The organism is Thermus igniterrae ATCC 700962, from assembly GCF_000376265.1.
GTDB classification, from domain to species: Bacteria; Deinococcota; Deinococci; order Deinococcales; family Thermaceae; genus Thermus; species Thermus igniterrae.
In genome coordinates, this window is sequence record NZ_AQWU01000033.1 from 1 (window position 1) to 16,597 (window position 16,597).

Here is a 16,597-nt window from a genome sequence, read left to right on the forward strand (position 1 = left end):
GGGAGGGGCCACCTCCCGGGCCAGGCGCAGGCAGTGTTCCAAGACCTCCTTGGGGCTTGCCTCCCTGCGAAGGAAGCCTCGCTTGCCCATCAGGAGAGAGATATACACCCGTCCTCCTGACCTTTGCAAGGCAAGCCCAGGTTGGGGGGTTTGGGACATTTGTCCCTAGCCCTCTCCGCTAATGTACCCTTGAAAGCTCCTTGCTAAGGGGTAGGTGCGGGCGGTGGGGCCTCTTCTTATGGAAGCATGCCAGGGCCTTGATTGAACCCTAGGGTTGGCGCCCGTAGCCTTGGCCCCTAAGACCGGAGGTGGCATGCGCAGGCGCAACCGTTGGGTGAGAAGGCTCTTTTGGGGTGCGGTCCTGGGGGTGTTCGCCCTTTTGGGGGTGGTCTTCTCCGGGGTGGCGGTGGGGGCCTTTGAGCAACGCATCCTCCCCGTGGACCAGCCCATTCCCTTCAGCCATGCTTTCCACGCCGGGGGGCTTGGGCTTTCCTGCCGCTACTGCCACTCCGCGGTGGAGCACGCCGCCTACGCGGGGCTTCCCCCCACGGAGACCTGCATGACCTGCCACACCTTCGTGAAGCCCGACAGCCCCAACCTGGCCCTGGTGCGCAAAAGCTGGGAGACGGGGGAGCCCATCCGCTGGAACCGGGTCATCAACCTGCCCGACTTCGTCTACTTCCACCACGGGGCCCACGTGGCCAAGGGGGTGGGGTGCGCGGAGTGCCACGGGCGGGTGGACCAGATGGCCGTGGTCTACCAGCCCCAGGCCTTCACCATGAAGTTCTGCCTGGACTGCCACCGCAACCCCGAGGCCCGCCTCAGGCCCCGGGAACAGGTGCTCAACCTGGCCTATGCCCCTGATCCGGAGCTGGGCCAGAAGCTCAAGGCTCTTTACCAGGTGCGTTCGGCCGAGGCCCTGACCAGTTGCAACACCTGCCACCGCTAGGGGGAGCCATGAAGACGCGACGCGGTTTTGAGGAGGCCCTGGAAAAGGAGCTTTTCCGGGAGGAGTTTCCCTTCGGCCCGGTAAGCCGGCGAGGGGTGCTGGCCATGGGCCTTCTGGCCCTGGCCGCCTGCACCCCGGTGGTGCGGCGCAAGGGGGTGCCCTACGTGCGCCAGCCGGAGTGGGTGGTGGAGGGGGGGAGGGCGGAGTTCATCACCGCCCTTCCCCATGCGGGCTTTGCCGAGCCCGTGCGGGTGCGCAACTACCAGGAGCGCCCCCTCTTCCTGGCCCCCCTGGAGGAGGCCATGAGCCCCTATCCCCTGGCCGGGCTTTACGCCCTCTACGACCCGGCCCGCAAGGGCAAGGCCCCAGACTGGCCGGGGTTTTACCGGGCCTGGCGCCAGGCCCTGGCGGAGGGGGAGACCCTTTTGGTCCTTCCCCGCACCGCTTCCCCCCGCCTCGAGGCCCTGCTGCAAAGGGCCCAGGCCCGCTTTCCCAACCTGCGGGTGGCCCGGTTTGAGGCCTGGAGCCTGGAAAACGTCTACCTGGGGGCGGAGCTGGCCTTCGGCAGGCGGGCCTGGCCGGTGTACCAGCCGGATAGGGCCGAGGTGGTCCTCCTCCTGGACGTGGACCTGCACGAGCACCCCGCGGGCTACGCCTGGTGGGCGGCCCTGAGCCGGCGGCGGGTTCCCCCCATGAACCGCCTTTACGCGGTGGAAAGCCTCCCCACCCTCCTGGGAAGCATGGCCGACCACCGCCTGGCCCTCAAGCCCAGCGGGGTGGAGGCCTTCCTCCTGGACCTGGCCCGGGCCCTGGGGGTGCTTCCCGGGACCCCGGCGGCGGACTATGGGGGCTTCCTCCCCGTGCTGGCGGAGGACCTGAGGCGGGGTGGGGTGCTTCTCCCTGGCCCCCACCTCTCCCCGGGGGCCCAGGCCCTGGCCATGGCCCTGAACGCTCGGCTGGGGGCCCCAGTGGCCTACACCCTTCCCCCCGAAAGGGAGGTGGCCACCCCCAGGGCCTTTCTGGAGGCGGAAGGGGCTCAACGCCTGGTCTGGGCGGCGGAGGGGCCTCTGCCGAGCCTCCAGGGGAAGCGCTTCGCCGCGGTGCTTTCCCTTTATCCCAAGGAGGCGCCCTATAGCCTTCCCCTGGCCCATCCCCTCGAGGCCTCCGGCCAGCACCGGGACGCCTTAGGCCGCTTGTGGCAGGCCCAGGCCCTGGTCCAGCCCCTCTACGGGGGGAAGAGCCTGGAGGAGGTGCTGGCGGGCCTTCTGGGGGAAGAGGTGCCGGCCCTATCCCCCGAGGAGAAGCGGGCCCTGGCGGAGGGGCGGCCCCTGGAGGAGGCTGGCTTCTTGGACCTCACCCCCCTCCCGGGCCTTCCCCAGCGCCTTCCCCCCTTGCGGGAGGCGGCCCCCCTGGAGCTCACCCTGCGCCCCGAGGCTAGCCTCTACGATGGCCGCTACCGGGAAAACCCCTACCTGCAGGAGCTCCCCAGGCCCATGACCCGCCTGGTCTGGGACGGGGCCCTCCTGGCGGGGGAGGCCCAGGCGGCGGCCTGGGGGCTTCTGGAGGAAGTGCGGGCCCGGGAGCGCCGGGCCGACCCCAGAAGGCCCCTCCTTCGCCTCCGGGCCGGGGGAAAGGAGGCCCTGCTTCCCCTCTGGCCCCTTCCGGGGATGCCCGAGGGAAGCCTGGTGGCCCCCCTCTCCCACTTCTTCCACCCCCAGGGGGTGGCCCTGGCCGCCGAGGCCTCCGCCACCGGCCGGGACTACCCCCTGGTCTCCACCCAGTACCACGGCTACCTGGGGGAGGTGGAGGCGGTGCGGGTGATGAGGGAGGAGGAGGCCCTGGAAGCGGAGCCGGAAAAGGAAAAGCGCCTTTCCCTCTACCCCCTCTGGCCCCAGGGGGAGCACGCCTGGGCCATGACCGTGGACCTGAGCCGTTGCCTGGGGTGCGGCCTCTGCACCCTGGCCTGCCAGGTGGAGAACAACATCCCCGTGGTGGGCAAGGAGGAGGTGGCCAAGGGGCGGGAGATGCACTGGATCCGCATAGACCGCTACTTCGCCCAGGAGGGCGTCCTGCACCAGCCCGTGATGTGCCAGCACTGCGAGAAGGCTCCTTGCGAGGCGGTCTGCCCCGTGGCGGCCACGGAGCACTCCGATGAGGGCCTGAACCTCATGGTCTACAACCGTTGCGTGGGCACCAAGTACTGCTCCGCCAACTGCCCCTACAAGGCCCGGCGCTTCAACTTCTTCCCCTACGGGGAGGCCTTCGTGGGCAAGGGGGACCCCAGGAAGGCCAAGGAAAGCCCCCTGGCCCTCCTCATGAACCCCGAGGTGACGGTGCGAAGCCGCGGGGTGATGGAGAAGTGCACCTACTGCGTGCAACGCATTGAGCTCACCCGGGCCCAAGCCGTCCAGGAGGGGCGGAAGATCCGCACCGGGGAGGTACGCACCGCCTGCCAGGAGGTCTGCCCGGGAAAGGCCATCCACTTCGGCGACCTCCTGGACCCGGAGGACCCCATCCAGGCCCACCGCAAGGAGGGGCGGCACTACACCCTCTTGGCGGAGGCCAACACCTGGCCCCGCACCACCTACCTAGCCCACCTGAAAAACCCCAACCCCAAGCTGAAGGAGGAACGCCATGGCTAAGGAACCCCACCCCGACCGGGACCTCATCCAGGGGGAGTGGACGGAAAGGAGCCTGGTGGAGAAGCTCCTGGAGCCGGTGGAAAAGCCCCCGCCCAGGCCCTGGCGGGTGGTGGTGGCCGTGGGGGCGGCCCTCACCCTGGCCTGGCTTTACGCCATCTTCGTCACCTTCGTGAAGGGCCTGGGCACCTGGGGCATCAACCAGCCCGTGGCCTGGGGGTTGGACATCGTCCACTTCGTCTGGTGGATCGGCATCGGCCATGCCGGCACCCTGATCAGCGCCATCCTGGTCCTCATGCGCCAGAACTGGCGGGACTCCCTGAACCGGGTCACCGAGGCCATGACCCTCTTTGCCGTCCTGGCCGCCGCCACCTACCCCCTCATCCACATGGGCCGGCCCCAGCTCTTCTACTGGGTCATGCCCTACCCCACCCACATGGCCCTCTGGCCCCAGTACAAAAGCCCCCTTTCCTGGGATGTGCTGGCCATCATGACCTACCTCACCATCTCCACCCTCTTCCTCTACATCGGCCTCATCCCCGACCTGGCCCTTTTGCGGGAAAGGAGCCAGGGCTGGCGCAGGCGGCTTTACGGTTGGCTTTCCCTGGGCTGGACGGGAAACGCGGTCCACTGGCAGCGCTACCGGGCGGTGTACGTGCTCCTGGCGGGCCTAGCCACCCCGGTGGTGATCTCCGTGCACTCCGTGGTGAGCATGGACTTCGCCTACGGCCTGGTGCCCGGCTGGCACCTCACGGTCTTCCCCCCCTTCTTCGCCGCGGGGGCCATCTATTCGGGGTTTGCCATGGCCCTCACCCTCATCATCCCCCTGCGCCGGTGGTACCGGCTGGAGGGGGTCATCACCGAGCGGCACCTGGACTGGATGGCCAAGGTGACCCTGGCCAGCGGCCTGGGGGTGGCCTACATCTACCTCCTGGAGATCTTCATCGCCTGGTATGCGGGGGAGCCCGCGGAGTGGGCCCAGCAACTCTGGCGCATGACCGGGCCCTATGCCCCCTACTACTGGGCCATGATGCTCATCAACGTGGTCCTCCTCCAGACCCTCTGGTTCCCCCGCTTCCGCAAGAACCTCACCTGGCTTTTCCTCTTCTCCATCCTGGCCAACGTGGGCATGTGGCTGGAGCGCTTTGTGATCGTGGTCATCAGCCTTTCCCACGACTTCCTGCCGGGGAACTTCCAGCTTTATGCCCCCACCTGGGTGGACTGGACGCTGTTCCTGGGGACCCTGGGCTTTTTCCTCTTCGGCCTAGCCCTCTTCATCCGCCTCTTCCCCCCCATCGCCGTGGCGGAGATGGTCCACCTCTTCCACAAGCTAAGGAGGCACTAGGAGGGGCCCATGCTCTACGGACTCATGGCCTACTTTGACACGCCGGAAAGGCTTTTGCAGGCCTTGAGGGCCCTCAAGGCGCAGGGCTACCGCCAGCTGGAGGCCCTCACCCCCAATCCCGTGGAGGGGGTAGAGGAGGTGCTGGGCGGGGATGGGCGCATCCCCTGGGTGGCCTTCCTCCTGGGGGTTCTGGGGGCGGGCCTGGGGCTTTTCCTCCAGGTCTACACCACCCTGGACTACCCCCACAACGCCGGGGGAAAGCCCCTTCTGGGCTGGCCCGCCTTCATCCCCGTGACCTTTGAGCTCACCATCCTCACCATCACCGTGGGCATCTTCCTCTACCTCCTCTACATAAACGGCCTTCCCCTCTCCCGGCATCCGGCGGTGGAGGCCCGGGAGTACGTGCGGGTGCTCTTGGACGAGTACGGGGTCTTCGTCTACGCCACCGACCCCCGGTTTGACCTCGAGGCCACCCGGGCCCTCCTAAAGGACCTGGGGGCGGAGGTGGAGGAGGTGCGGCGTGACTAGGTGGCTTTGGCTTCTGCCCCTCCTGGCCGGGTGCGGCTGGATGTGGGACCAGCCCAAGGTGAAGCCCTTCCGCGAGGCTCCCCTGCGGGTGGAGGTGGCCCCCGAGCGGGTGCGCTTCGGGGAGAACCTGAACCCCGAGGTGCGCCTGGGCCTGAAGCCCGAGGGGGGGTTTGCCGAGAACCCCTTCGCCTTCTCCCAAGAGGAGCTCTTGCGGGGCAAGGCCCTTTACCGCTCCTTCTGCGCCATCTGCCACGGCCTGAACGGGGAGGGGGACGGCCGGGTCATCCCCTTGGGCGTGCCCAAGCCCCGCTCCTTCCACGACCCCGCGGTGAAGGCCATGCCGGAAGGCTACTTCTACTTCGCGGCCACCAACGGTTTTGGCCGCATGCTCTCCTACAGGAGCCGCATCCCGGAGAGGGAGCGCTGGCTCATCGCCCACTACATCAGGAAGTGCCTCCTGGAGGAGGCCTGTCCCGTGGAGGTGACCAATGCAGAGGTCTATTGAGGCAAGCCGCTCCTGGGCCTTTTTTGGGGGGGTGGGGCTTTACGGCCTGGCCTTCCTCTTCGGGGCCCCTGCCGCCTACTTCCCCTTCGCCTTTTTCCTCCTCCTGGCCTTGGGGGCCCTCTTGCTCCTCCTCCTGCACAACGCCCTGAGGAGCCGCTGGGGGCTTCCCCTGGAGCCCTACCTCTACCCCCTGGCCCGCACCCTTCCCCTCATGGGGCTTTTGGGCCTACCCTTCTTCCTCTTCCTGCCCGAGCTCTTCCCCTGGGCCCGGCCCGAGGCGGCCTTGGACCCCGTCTTGCGCCACCGCTCCGCCTACCTCAATGCTCCTTTCATGCTCCTGCGCTACGCCCTCTTCTTCGCCCTCTTCGCCTGGGTCCTCCTCAAGCTCAGGCCCGGGGAGCACCGGGCCGAGGTGGGGGCCTGGGGGCTTCCTTTGGTCTTCGCCGCCGGGACCTTTTTGGCCTTTGACCTCTTCAAGAGCCTCGAGGCCCACTTCTACTCCGCCTCCTTCGGCCCCCTCCTCCTGCTTTCCGCTGCGGTGCTGGCCCTGGCCGTGGCCGTGGCCCTGGCGGCCCGCAAGGGCACCCCGGCCCTCATGGGCCAGGCCCAGAACCACACCAACCTCCTCCTGGCCCTCTCCATCATCTGGATCTACGTGGAGGCCACCACCCTCATCATCATCTGGGGCGGGGACCTGCCCCACGAGGTGGAGTTCTACCTGAAGCGCCTCCAGGGGCCCTGGGACGAGGTGGCCGCCCTCTGGGTGGTGGGAGGGTTTTTCCTGCCCTTCCTCTACCTCCTCACCAACCTCCCCAAGCGGGAAGCCCGCTATCTCCTCCCCGTGGCCCTCTGGATCCCCTTCTTCCGTCTCCTCCACCTGGCCTGGTACCTCCTCCCCGCCCTGGGCCGGGGGGTGGGGGTGGGGGAGGCCTTGGGCTTTTTGGGCCTGGGCCTCCTCTTCCTCCACCGCCTGCGCCAGGGCTAGGGGTCCGGGTGGGGCATTTGCACCTACCTTCACAAGGAGGGTAGGTGCAGACTGGCTTTAGGGGTACGAGGTAAGGGTACCCAAGGAGGTCAGCGATGGCGACGAAGGTTTTGGTCCTGGGAGGCGGCTCGGGTGGCCTGGTGGCGGCCAACAAGGTGAAGAAGCTCTTGGGCCGTGAGGTGGAGGTCACCCTGGTGGACAAGAACGCCTACCACGAGTTCATGCCCGCCTACCCCTGGGTGGCCTTCGGCATGCGGGAGCCGGAACAGGTGCGCAGGCCCCTGGGCAACCTGGCCAAGCGGGGCATTGAGTACCTGCAGGCCACGGTGGAGGCCCTAGACCCGGCCAACAACAAGGTGAAGACCAGCGCCGGGGAGCTTTCCTACGACTACCTGGTCGTCTCCTTAGGGGCCGAGGCCCTACCGGTGCCCGCCAAGGACAGTTACGCCCCCTGGAGCCTGGAAGGGGCCCTAAGGCTCCGTGAGGCCCTCAAGAACTTCAAGGGCGGGCGCGTGGTGGTGGGGGTTTCGGGGCCCTACTACCCCTGCCCCCCCGCCCCCTACGAGGTGGCGGGCCAGGTGGAGTTCGCCCTGAAGGTGAAGGGGGTGCGGGAGAAGAGCACGGTGGACGTCTTCCACCTGAACCCCCTGCCTCTCGCCGGCATGGGCCCGGTCATCTCCGGCAAGGTCATGGAGATCCTGCGTTCCAAGGGGATCGCCTTCCACGGGGAGTTTGAGCCGGTGGCCTTTGAGGGGGGCAAGGTGAAGGCCAAGGACGGGCGGGAGCTCCCCTACGACCTCCTCATCCTCACCCCGCCCTTCGCCCCCAACCGGGTGGTGCGGGAATCCCCCCTGGCGGGTCCCCAAGGTTTCCCCGAGGTGCACAAGGGCACCTTCCGCTCCCCCAAGTTCCCCAACGTCTTCGTCATCGGCGACACGGTGAACCCCTCCCTGATGCTGCCCCCTGCCGGGGTGGTGGCCCACTTCCAGGGGGAGTACGTGGCCGGGGTGATCGCTTCCGACCTCAAGGGGGCCTACATCGGCGAGCCCTTCAACCCCGTGGCCATGTGCATCATGGACTTTGGCGACAACGCCCTCCTGCCCCAGTGCTCCTTTGAAAGGCTTTTGGCGGGTACCGGCATGCCCTCCTGTGGGGTCATGGCCGTGGGCAAGTGGGTGCGGGTGACCAAGATGCTCTTTGAGGGCTTCTGGTTCGCCACCCTGATTGAGTAGGAGGGGACCATGACCGTGGAGGAACGCCTCAGCCACATTGAAGAGGTCCTGGAAAAAAGCGGTCTGGGCCTCCTTGCCCAGATGGGGGCGGGGGAGACCCTGGCGGAGAACCTGGGCCTCCTCATGGACCCCAAGAACCTGCAGCTCCTCTCCCTCCTGGCCCGCTTCCTGGAGCAGGCGGAGGCCCTGGAGAAGCTGGCGGAAACCCTGGAAAAGCTGGACAAGTCCGGGGCCCTGGCCTTCCTGGGCCACCTTTCCGAGAACTTCGGGGAGGGGCTGGGGATGCTCATGGAACCCCAGCTCCTCAGGCTCATCTCCCACGGAGCCAACGTCCTGGACATTCTCTCCCGCATTGAGCCCGCGGCCATCGGCATGATGGCCGGCGCCCTACAGCGGGGCCTTTCCGAGACCTTCACCCCCGAGGTGATGCGGGACCCCCCCAGGGTGGGGCTTGCGGGCATCCTCAAGCAGCTTTCCGACCCCGAGGTGCAGAAGGCCATAGGGGTGCTCTTCCTTCTCCTCAAGGCCCTGGGCAAGGCCTTCGGCCACCTGAACCAGGACATGAAGGCCATAGAGGCCCTCATGGCCAAGATGATGCCCAAGAAGTAGTCCGTGGTGATCCGAGCGGGACCGGGTCAGGCCAGGGTCACCCGGTCCCGCCCGGCCTCCTTGGCCCGGAGAAGGGCGTAGTCCGCCCGGAGGATCCAATCCTCCACCTGGGCTTCCCCCGTGGGCACCTCCCCCCCGGCGATGCCCGCGGAGAGGGTGAGGGGGTAGGGGATGGGGTCTATGCGCTGGCTGCGGAAGCGGTAGCGGACCCGCTCCACCACCTCCTTGGCCGCCTGGCGGTCGGCCCCGTAGAGGAGGAGCAGGAACTCCTCCCCCCCATAGCGCACCGCCAGGTCCTCCCGGCGCACGCTGGCCTGGAGGATGCGGCCCAGAAGCTTCAGCACCTCGTCCCCCACGGGGTGGCCGTAGGTGTCGTTCACCCGCTTGAAGCGGTCTATGTCCAGCATGACCACGCTCACCGGGGCCTGGTAGCGCTGGGAAAGGGCCAGGAGCTTGGGCAACTGCGTCTCAAGCCCCCGCCGGTTCAGGAGGCCGGTAAGGGGGTCGGTGAGGGCCAGGGTGCCCCATTCCACCTGTTTCAGAACCTGTTTGATGCGTTCGCCCAGAAGGAAGAGGAAGCCGGAGGGGATTTCCTCCTGCGGGGGGGCTTTCAGGTAGAGGTAGGCGCTGTCCCCGTTGAGGGGGATGGGAAGGGCATGGGCGGTGCGTTCCCCCACCAGGCCCCTTCGGCCCCGCACCTCCAGGCCCACCACCTGGGGCAGGAGGTGGCGGGAAGCCTCCAGGGCCCCCAGGAGGACCGCTTCCGGGCTTAGGGTCTGGGTCACGCTGGGGGAGAGGCGGGCAAGGGCCTCGAGGAACTGGCTCCAGCGGCGCCCCTTTCCCGCCGTGCGCTGCCATTCCAGGTGGAGGGCATAGAGGAGGCCCAAGGCCCCGGCCAGACCCCCATACAAGGCCAGGAGGCGCACCTCCTGGGGGGTGGGGTCCTGCAGCAGGAGGGCGGGCATGAGGAAGAGGCTCCCCAGGGCCAGGCCTTCCCCCAGAAACCGCGGGTCCTGCTGGTCCTCCCCCACCCCCAGGGCCAGGAGGAGGTAGCCCAGGGTCCAGAGGAGGTGGACAGGGTGGCCCGTGGGGTAGCCCCCCTGGATCTCCAGGTGGGCGTAGGCCATGTCCGCCACCAGGAAGAGGAGGAAACCCACCCCCCAAAGGGCCCGGCCTGGGAGGAAGCGCTCTGTGAAAAGGGGTTCTAGCCGGGGCAGGAGAAGGAGGAGCAGGAGGGCATCCAGGGTGGTGTAGAGCCGGTCCAGGCCCAGTTCCGGCTCCAGGAGGGTGAGAACCCCAAGGAGGCCCAGGGGCAGAAGGCCCAGGGAGAGCCTGGGGGGCTTTCCCCGGACCCGCAGGAGTCCCCAGGCCAAGGCGGCATAGCCCAGGAGGTAGGGAAACTCCAGGTAAAGCCCCCGGGGGAGGGGGGAGAGCTCCGCCAGGCTCCAGCCCAGGTCCCCCAGGCCCAGGCCGAGGAGGCCCAGGCCCCAGGGGCCCTGCCGCCGCCACAAGAGGTACACCCCGCCCCCCAGGGCCACCAGGGGGGTGAGGAAGCGGTCGCTCCAGGGGGCCGTGGGGGGGAATAGGGCCAGGAATACCAATAGGGCGAGAAAAGCGAGCCAATACGGGACCACGTCCCCAGTCTAGCCCAGGGGCCCTAGGGGCTGGGGTGCATTTGGGCCAGGGCCTCGAGGGCCTCCCGCAAGGCCTCAATGCCCTTCAAGAACTCTGCCACCTCAATGTGCTCGTAGGGGGTGTGGTCCAGGGTGGAGTCCCCGGGACCGTAGGCCACCATGGGCACCCTCCAGTGGGGGGCCAGGACGTTCATGTCGCTGGTGCCGGTCTTGAGCTTGAAGACGGGCTTGCCCCCCGCCTTGCGGATCCCCTGGCGCAGAGCCCGGGTAAGGGGGGTGTCCTTGGGGCCCAGGTAGGGCACCTCCCGCCCGAAGAACTCCAGGAGGATGGTGGGGGGGGCGTAGGCGGTGAGGTGGCGGATGGCCTCCTCGGGGGGTAGCCTGGGGGGAAGCCTCAGGTCAAAGAACATCTCCGCCACCTGCTTGAGCTCCGCGGGATAGACCCTGAAGTCCCGCAGGGTGTACTGCACCTGGTCAAAGGGCCGCTGCCCCACGTTCATGGCCTCGGCCCAGGCCTTGATGGCCACGAAGTAGCTGATGAGCTCCTCGGCGGCGTTGGGCTCGTGGTGGGCGGAGTGGAAGTTGTCCTTCTCCCGCCGGGCCTTCACCAGAAGCCTCCCCTTGTACCCCAGGGTGATCCCCTCCCAACCCGAGGGCTCCCCAATGACCACGTAGTGGGGGCTCAGGCGGGGGGCCACGAAGCGGGCCCCCTTGGAGCTGGGGGCCTCCTCCTCCGTAGCTCCCACCAGGTGCACGGTGAGCCTCTCCCGGGCCGCCTCCGAAAGCCCGGCCGCTGCAAAGATCATGGCCACGAAGGGTCCCTTGGCGTCCACCGCTCCCCGCCCGAAGAGCCTGCCCCCCTCCAGCCGCACGGGTACCACCCCGGGCACGGTGTCTATATGGCCCAGGAGGACCACCTGTGTGGGCCCCTGCCCCACCCGGCCCCGGGCGTTGTCCGCCTCGTCCACGAAGCCCTTCAGCCCAAGCCCCTCCATCCCCTCCGCCAGGTACTCCGCCACCAGGCGCTCCTCCCCGGAGGGGGAGGGGATCTCCAGGGCGCCTTTCAGGAAGGCTACGGGGTCCATCACGAGGTAAGCACTGCCCTGATGGCCTCCACCACCCGTTCCAGATCCGCCTTCTCAATGACCAGGGGAGGCAGGAAGCGGATCACCGTAGGCCCCGCCTGCAGGGTGAGCACCCGGTGCTCCTTCTCCAGCCGCTCAATGTAAGGCGCGGCCTTTTCCTTGAGCTCCAGCCCCACCATGAGGCCCAGCCCCCGCACCTCGCGGATCCGGGGGGAAGGGATTTTCCGAAGTTCCTCCATGAACCATGGGCCCAGCTCCGCCGCCCGCTCCCAAAGCCGGGTGCGCTCCAGGTAGCGCAGGGCCGCCACCCCCGCGGCCATGGCCAGGGGGTTGCCGCCAAAGGTGGTGCCGTGGCCCCCCTTGGGCATGCTCCGGGCCACTTCCTCCCGCATCACCGCCGCCCCGATGGGCACCCCACCCCCCAGGGCCTTGGCCAGGGTGAGGATGTCGGGCACCACCCCGTAGTGCTCAAAGGCGAAGCGCCGCCCCGTGCGTCCCATGCCGGTCTGGATTTCGTCCAGGATGAGGAGGGCCCCCTTCTCCCGGGTTACCTCCCGCGCCGCCTGGAGGAACTCCGGGGTGGCCGGGCGCACCCCCCCTTCCCCCTGTACCGGTTCCAGGATAACCGCGGCCGTTTCCTCGTCCACCGCCTTTCTGAGGGCCTCCACGTCGTTGTAGGGGATGAAGGCCACGGGCCCCAGGAGGGGCAGGAAGGGCTCGCGGTACTTGGGCTCCCAGGTGACGGAAAGGCTCCCCAGGGTGCGCCCGGAAAACCCCCGCATGGCTGCCACCAGCTTCCGCCGGCCCGTGTGGGCCCAGGCGAACTTGATGGCGGCCTCGTTGGCCTCCGTGCCGGAGTTGGTGGGGAAGACCCGGTTGAGCTCCGGGGGAAGCAGGGAGACCAGGGTGCGGTAGAACTCCCCCCGCATGGGGGTGGGCAGGGTCTGGGGCATGGAGAGGAGGGTTTCCGCCTGCCGCTTGATGGCCTCCACCACCTCGGGGTTGCTGTGGCCCAGGTTGGCCACCCCGTAGCCCCCCACGCAGTCTATGTACTCCCGGCCCTCGGCGTCCCAGACCTTGGCCCCCTGTCCCCGCACCAGGAGGAGGTCGTGCTTGGTGTAGACGCCGCTGTCCAGGGTCTTTTCCGCCTCCAAGAGCGTCCGCCAGTCCTCCTTGACCATGCTCCCTCCCAAAAGAAAAGCCCCCGGGCGGGCCCGGGAAGCCAGGCTTCCCAGGCCCCTCAGGTTTTGCCCCAGGCGGCCATCTCCCCTTCAGGGTAGGGGGGTGGGCCCTGGGTGTCAACCCGCTAGACTCAGGGGGTGCTGGCCTACGTGGGCTTGGGTAGCAATCTGGGGGACCGGGCCCTCTACCTGCTGGAGGCCCTGTCCCGCCTTTCCCGTCTGCCAGAGACCCGGTTAAGGCGGGTCTCCCCCCTTTACGAGACCGACCCGGTGGGCCCTCCCCAGCCCCGGTACCTGAACCTGGTGGCCGAGGTGGAGACCCAGCTTCCCCCCAGGGAGCTTTTGCAGGGGCTTTTGGCCATTGAAAAGGCTCTGGGCCGGGAGAGGCGGGAGCGCTGGGGGCCCAGGACCATAGACCTGGACCTCCTCCTCTACGGGGAGCTGGTCCTGGAGGAGGAGGGCCTCGAGGTGCCCCACCCCCGCCTCCACCAGCGGGCCTTCGTCCTGGTGCCCCTGTGCGACCTGGTGCCCCAGGGACGCCATCCAAGGCTGGGCCGGACCTTCGCCGAGCTCCTTGCCGCCCTGGACCAGGGCGGGGTCCGGCCTGTGCTATAGTGGGGGCATCGCGGGCAACACCGCGCGAGGAGAAGGAAAGTGGAGATAGAAGCGGGAAGCATCGTAGAGGGCCGCGTGGTGCGGGTGACGGATTTTGGGGCCTTTGTGGAGCTTCCGGGCGGCGAGCAGGGTCTGGTGCACATCTCCCAGATCGCCCACGAGTTCGTGAAGAACGTCCGGGACTTCCTCAACGAGGGGGACATCGTCCAGGTGATGGTGAAGGGCCGGGACGCCAAGGGCCGGCTGGACCTGTCCATCAAGGACCTGACCCCAGCCCCCGAGGGGGCGCCTCCCCCCAGGCCCCGGCGCCTCCCCAAACAGTCCCCCGAGTTTGAGAACAAGCTCAAGAGCTTCCTCCGGGGCACGGGGGGCTTTGGCGGGGGCAAGGGCAAGAAGGGCGGGGGGCGGAAGAAACGCTAGCCCCTCCTGGATCCCCGGGGGTTGGTCCCCCCGGGGGTCTTGCTTTAGAGTGAGGGGGTATGGCGAAGCCCATAGAGGTTACCGACGCCAACTTTGACGACACCCTGGGTGGCCACCCCCTGGTCCTGGTGGACTTCTGGGCGGAGTGGTGCGCTCCTTGCCGCATGATTGCCCCCATCCTGGACGAACTGGCCCGGGAGTACGAGGGGAAGCTGGTGGTGGCCAAGCTGGACGTGGACGAGAACCCCAAGACGGCCATGCGCTTCAGGGTCATGAGCATCCCCACGGTGATCCTCTTCAAAAACGGCCAGCCGGTGGAGGTCCTGGTGGGGGCCCAGCCCAAGCGCAACTTTGAGGCCAAGATCCAGAAGCACCTCCCCGCCAGCGCATGAGGATTGCCCTGGACGCCATGGGGGGGGACCGGGCCCCCGAGGTCACGGTCCAGGGGGCCCTCCTGGCGGCCCGGGAGGGGGTGGAGGTCCTCCTGGTGGGGGATGAGGTCAGGCTTGGGGAACTCCTCAAGCGCCAGGGGGCCTCTTTGCCCATTCACCACGCCCCCGACTACATCCCCATGGAGGAGCACGCCACCGAGGTGCGCAAGCGCCGGGAAAGCTCCATCATGGTGGCCATGGACCTCCTCAAAAGGGGCGAGGTGGGGGCGGTGGTCTCCATGGGCCACACCGGGGCCACCATGGCCGCCGCCCTCTTCACCCTGGGCCGGGTAAAGGGGGTGGAGCGGCCCGCCCTCCTGGTGGAGTTTCCCAGCCAAAGGGGGCGCACCTTCCTCCTGGACGGAGGGGCCAACGCCGACTGCCGCCCGAGTTTTTTGGTGCAGTTTGCCGCCATGGGCCTGGCCTATGCCCAGGCCAGCGGCGTTCCTGACCCCAAGGTGGGCCTCCTTTCCATCGGGGAGGAGGAGGGGAAGGGGAACGCCCTGGTGCTGGAGACCTACCCCCTCTTGAAGCAGGCCCTGGGGGAGCGCTTTTTCGGCAACGTGGAGGGCCGGGACGTTTTTTTGGGCACCACGGAGGTGGTGGTCACCGATGGCTTCACCGGAAACGTAGTTCTGAAGCTGGCGGAGGGGGAGGCCAAGGTCCTCCTGGGTTGGATCAAGGAGGCCCTCACCGCAAGCCCCCTGGCCCGGCTGGGGGCCTTGCTGGCCAAGGGGGCCCTGCGCCGGGTGAAGGACCGGCTGGACCCCAGCCAGTACGGGGCCATGCCCCTCCTGGGGGTGGAGGGGGCGGTCTTTATCGGCCACGGCTCCGCGGACGCCCTGGCGGTGAAAAACGCCCTCCTGCGGGCCAAGGGCCTGGTGGAGGCGGGGCTTTTGCAAAGGGTGCGGCAGGCCCTGACCGCCCTACACGTCTAGGATCACCTGGGCCTGCCACCGGCCCTTTTCCTGACTCACGGAAAGGCCGTGGAAGGTGGCGCTTTTCACCTCTCCCTGGAAGCCAAATTCCTCCTGCCAGGGCTCGCCGAAGAGGGTGGCCTGAAGGCGGTAGCCCCCCTCCTGGGGTTCCACCCTCACCCTGGCCCGACCGGGCACGAAGCCCTGGGTCTGGATCAGGTAGATGAGTTCATTCAGGTAACGCACCAGGAGGGTCTCCAGGTCCTCGGCCTCCAGGACCACCCGCTTCCGCCGCCTCCCCCCCTGGGGCGGGTTGAGGAACATCACCTGCAAAAGCCCCTTGAGGGCGGCCTGGAAGAGGGCCTCGAGGCTTTCCGCCTCCATGCGGAAGCCCACATCGGCGGTGTGGTCCAGAGGGGTTACCACCATGGTTCCTCCCGCACCTCTTCCGCGGGGCTTCTACCTACCACATAAAAGGATTCCACCCATAGCCGCTCGGGATACCTCTCCATAAAGCCCAGGACAGAGAGGGCCTGGGTCCTGTGCTGGGCCAGGGCCTGGAGCTTACGCACCAGGGCCCACTCGGGAAGCCGCAGGCGGTGGGTCACGGGCCATGGCCCCTCAGGGCGCACGAAGTAGACCACCTGGGCCAGGCCCTCCGCCGCCCGGGTGGCGTAGCGGCTGGCCGCCACGTGGTCGGGGTGGCCGTTGAGGCCGTCTGGGGGAAAGGTGAGGACGAACCGGGGGCGGAGGCCAAGGAGGCGCTCCCGGATGGCCGCCTCTGCCTCAGGATGCTCCAGGAGGCCTGGCCCCCTGGCCTGGCCCCGCCCTTCCCCCTCCGCTCCCTGGGGCAGGCCGTTGGGGAAGTCCAGCACCTCCAGGTGGTCCACCTCCAGGATCGCCGCCGCCTTGCGTAGCTCCTCGGTGCGCACCTGGCCCAGGGCCTCCCTTGGGCAAAGGCCTAGCGTCCTTCCCGCTTCCCCCCGGGTCAGGGTGAGGACCCCCGTCCTGAGGCCCGCCCGCTTGGCCAGAAGGAGGGCGCCCCCGCTTCCAAAGCTCTCGTCATCCGGGTGGGGTACCACCACCAGGAGGTCCACCATGCCCCCATCTTGACAGAAGGGAGAGTCCCTGGTACATTCAATGTTGCGCCGGTTGGACCGGCGGGGGATCTTGAAAGCGCGGGAATAGGGCACAAGCACGAACCCAAACGCCTTCGGGCGTTTTTTATTTGGAGAGTTTGATCCTGGCTCAGGGTGAACGCTGGCGGCGTGCCTAAGACATGCAAGTCGNGCGGGCCGTGGGGTTTCTCACGGTCAGCGGCGGACGGGTGAGTAACGCGTGGGTGACCTACCCGGAAGAGGGGGACAACCTGGGGAAACCTAGGCTAATCCCCCATGTGGACACGTCCTGTGGGGCGTGTTTAAAGGGTGACGAGCCCGCTTCCGGATGGGCCCGCGTCCCATCAGCTAGTTGGTGGGGTAAGAGCCCACCAAGGCGACGACGGGTAGCCGGTCTGAGAGGA

The 16,597-nt window shown here is 68.0% G+C and carries 17 protein-coding genes and 1 rRNA gene; 13 read left to right on the plus strand and 5 right to left on the minus strand.

Annotation, left to right across the window (positions count from 1 at the left end; all coding sequences use genetic code 11):
• Positions 1–313: 313 nt before the first annotated feature.
• The 8 genes from B128_RS0101235 (at position 314) to B128_RS0101270 (ending at position 8,792) form a co-directional block, all read left to right on the plus strand.
• Positions 314–949, plus strand: a complete 636-nt coding sequence (locus tag B128_RS0101235) for a cytochrome c3 family protein (protein ID WP_018110481.1) — start codon at positions 314–316, stop codon at positions 947–949.
• A gap of 8 nt (positions 950–957) precedes the next feature.
• Complete coding sequence (locus tag B128_RS13300; protein ID WP_018110482.1) at positions 958–3,591, plus strand: 4Fe-4S dicluster domain-containing protein; 2,634 nt, start codon at positions 958–960, stop codon at positions 3,589–3,591.
• A complete protein-coding gene (nrfD, locus tag B128_RS0101245) occupies positions 3,584–4,933 on the plus strand; it encodes an NrfD/PsrC family molybdoenzyme membrane anchor subunit (RefSeq protein WP_018110483.1) in 1,350 nt (449 codons plus the stop codon). The genes B128_RS13300 and nrfD overlap by 8 nt, the downstream gene beginning before the upstream one ends.
• Before the next feature lie 9 nt (positions 4,934–4,942).
• A complete protein-coding gene (locus B128_RS0101250; protein WP_018110484.1) occupies positions 4,943–5,461 on the plus strand; it encodes a DUF3341 domain-containing protein in 519 nt (172 codons plus the stop codon).
• Entirely contained in the window at positions 5,454–5,966 is a 513-nt protein-coding gene (locus B128_RS0101255; RefSeq protein WP_018110485.1) for a c-type cytochrome, read from the plus strand. The genes B128_RS0101250 and B128_RS0101255 overlap by 8 nt, the downstream gene beginning before the upstream one ends.
• Positions 5,950–6,951, plus strand: coding sequence for a hypothetical protein (locus tag B128_RS0101260; RefSeq protein ID WP_018110486.1), 1,002 nt, complete (start codon positions 5,950–5,952; stop codon positions 6,949–6,951). Before B128_RS0101255 ends, B128_RS0101260 begins: the two co-directional genes overlap by 17 nt.
• A gap of 95 nt (positions 6,952–7,046) precedes the next feature.
• Entirely contained in the window at positions 7,047–8,183 is a 1,137-nt protein-coding gene (locus B128_RS0101265) for an NAD(P)/FAD-dependent oxidoreductase (RefSeq protein ID WP_018110487.1), read from the plus strand.
• Positions 8,184–8,192: 9 nt separating this feature from the next.
• On the plus strand, positions 8,193–8,792 hold the full coding sequence (locus B128_RS0101270; protein ID WP_018110488.1) for a DUF1641 domain-containing protein: 600 nt from the start codon (positions 8,193–8,195) through the stop codon (positions 8,790–8,792).
• Positions 8,793–8,818: 26 nt separating this feature from the next.
• Here B128_RS0101270 and B128_RS0101275 read toward each other — a convergent pair whose 3' ends face one another.
• Genes B128_RS0101275 through lysJ form a run of 3 tightly spaced genes read right to left on the minus strand, consistent with a single transcriptional unit; the run spans position 8,819 to position 12,692 of the window.
• On the minus strand, positions 8,819–10,426 hold the full coding sequence (locus B128_RS0101275; RefSeq protein WP_026174929.1) for a GGDEF domain-containing protein: 1,608 nt from the start codon (positions 10,424–10,426) through the stop codon (positions 8,819–8,821).
• Between the two features lie 23 nt (positions 10,427–10,449).
• Complete coding sequence (locus B128_RS0101280; RefSeq protein ID WP_018110490.1) at positions 10,450–11,511, minus strand: [LysW]-lysine hydrolase; 1,062 nt, start codon at positions 11,509–11,511, stop codon at positions 10,450–10,452.
• Positions 11,511–12,692 carry a [LysW]-aminoadipate semialdehyde transaminase LysJ gene (lysJ, locus tag B128_RS0101285; RefSeq protein WP_018110491.1) on the minus strand — a complete coding sequence of 394 codons (1,182 nt, stop codon included), beginning with the start codon at positions 12,690–12,692 and terminating at the stop codon, positions 11,511–11,513. Before lysJ ends, B128_RS0101280 begins: the two co-directional genes overlap by 1 nt.
• Before the next feature lie 138 nt (positions 12,693–12,830).
• Here lysJ and folK point away from each other — a divergent pair, with 138 nt between their 5' ends.
• The 4 genes from folK to plsX are packed head-to-tail and all read left to right on the plus strand — an operon-like array spanning position 12,831 to position 15,096.
• Positions 12,831–13,307 carry a 2-amino-4-hydroxy-6-hydroxymethyldihydropteridine diphosphokinase gene (gene folK / locus B128_RS0101290; protein ID WP_018110492.1) on the plus strand — a complete coding sequence of 159 codons (477 nt, stop codon included), beginning with the start codon at positions 12,831–12,833 and terminating at the stop codon, positions 13,305–13,307.
• Positions 13,308–13,346: 39 nt separating this feature from the next.
• On the plus strand, positions 13,347–13,727 hold the full coding sequence (locus tag B128_RS0101295) for a S1 RNA-binding domain-containing protein (protein WP_018110493.1): 381 nt from the start codon (positions 13,347–13,349) through the stop codon (positions 13,725–13,727).
• A 59-nt stretch (positions 13,728–13,786) separates the two neighbouring features.
• A complete protein-coding gene (gene trxA / locus B128_RS0101300) occupies positions 13,787–14,119 on the plus strand; it encodes a thioredoxin (protein WP_018110494.1) in 333 nt (110 codons plus the stop codon).
• Positions 14,116–15,096, plus strand: a complete 981-nt coding sequence (gene plsX / locus B128_RS0101305; RefSeq protein ID WP_018110495.1) for a phosphate acyltransferase PlsX — start codon at positions 14,116–14,118, stop codon at positions 15,094–15,096. The genes trxA and plsX overlap by 4 nt, the downstream gene beginning before the upstream one ends.
• On the opposite strand, the gene B128_RS0101310 is transcribed toward plsX, so the two are convergent.
• Both B128_RS0101310 and B128_RS0101315 read right to left on the minus strand, forming a co-directional pair.
• On the minus strand, positions 15,085–15,504 hold the full coding sequence (locus B128_RS0101310) for an archease (protein WP_018110496.1): 420 nt from the start codon (positions 15,502–15,504) through the stop codon (positions 15,085–15,087). The genes plsX and B128_RS0101310 overlap by 12 nt on opposite strands.
• A complete protein-coding gene (locus B128_RS0101315) occupies positions 15,495–16,172 on the minus strand; it encodes a PIG-L deacetylase family protein (protein ID WP_026174930.1) in 678 nt (225 codons plus the stop codon). Before B128_RS0101315 ends, B128_RS0101310 begins: the two co-directional genes overlap by 10 nt.
• Before the next feature lie 128 nt (positions 16,173–16,300).
• Here B128_RS0101315 and B128_RS0101320 point away from each other — a divergent pair.
• Positions 16,301–16,597, plus strand: a 16S ribosomal RNA gene (locus tag B128_RS0101320); the annotation flags it as partial.

Coding starts and splice junctions, on each gene's coding strand:
- B128_RS0101235 (WP_018110481.1), top strand. CDS start 314: ATGCGCAGGCGCAACCGTTGGGTGAGAAGGCTCTTTTGGGGTGCGGTC.
- B128_RS13300 (WP_018110482.1), top strand. CDS start 958: ATGAAGACGCGACGCGGTTTTGAGGAGGCCCTGGAAAAGGAGCTTTTC.
- nrfD (WP_018110483.1), top strand. CDS start 3,584: ATGGCTAAGGAACCCCACCCCGACCGGGACCTCATCCAGGGGGAGTGG.
- B128_RS0101250 (WP_018110484.1), top strand. CDS start 4,943: ATGCTCTACGGACTCATGGCCTACTTTGACACGCCGGAAAGGCTTTTG.
- B128_RS0101260 (WP_018110486.1), top strand. CDS start 5,950: ATGCAGAGGTCTATTGAGGCAAGCCGCTCCTGGGCCTTTTTTGGGGGG.
- B128_RS0101265 (WP_018110487.1), top strand. CDS start 7,047: ATGGCGACGAAGGTTTTGGTCCTGGGAGGCGGCTCGGGTGGCCTGGTG.
- B128_RS0101270 (WP_018110488.1), top strand. CDS start 8,193: ATGACCGTGGAGGAACGCCTCAGCCACATTGAAGAGGTCCTGGAAAAA.
- B128_RS0101280 (WP_018110490.1), bottom strand. CDS start 11,511: ATGGACCCCGTAGCCTTCCTGAAAGGCGCCCTGGAGATCCCCTCCCCC.
- lysJ (WP_018110491.1), bottom strand. CDS start 12,692: ATGGTCAAGGAGGACTGGCGGACGCTCTTGGAGGCGGAAAAGACCCTG.
- trxA (WP_018110494.1), top strand. CDS start 13,787: ATGGCGAAGCCCATAGAGGTTACCGACGCCAACTTTGACGACACCCTG.
- plsX (WP_018110495.1), top strand. CDS start 14,116: ATGAGGATTGCCCTGGACGCCATGGGGGGGGACCGGGCCCCCGAGGTC.
- B128_RS0101310 (WP_018110496.1), bottom strand. CDS start 15,504: ATGGTGGTAACCCCTCTGGACCACACCGCCGATGTGGGCTTCCGCATG.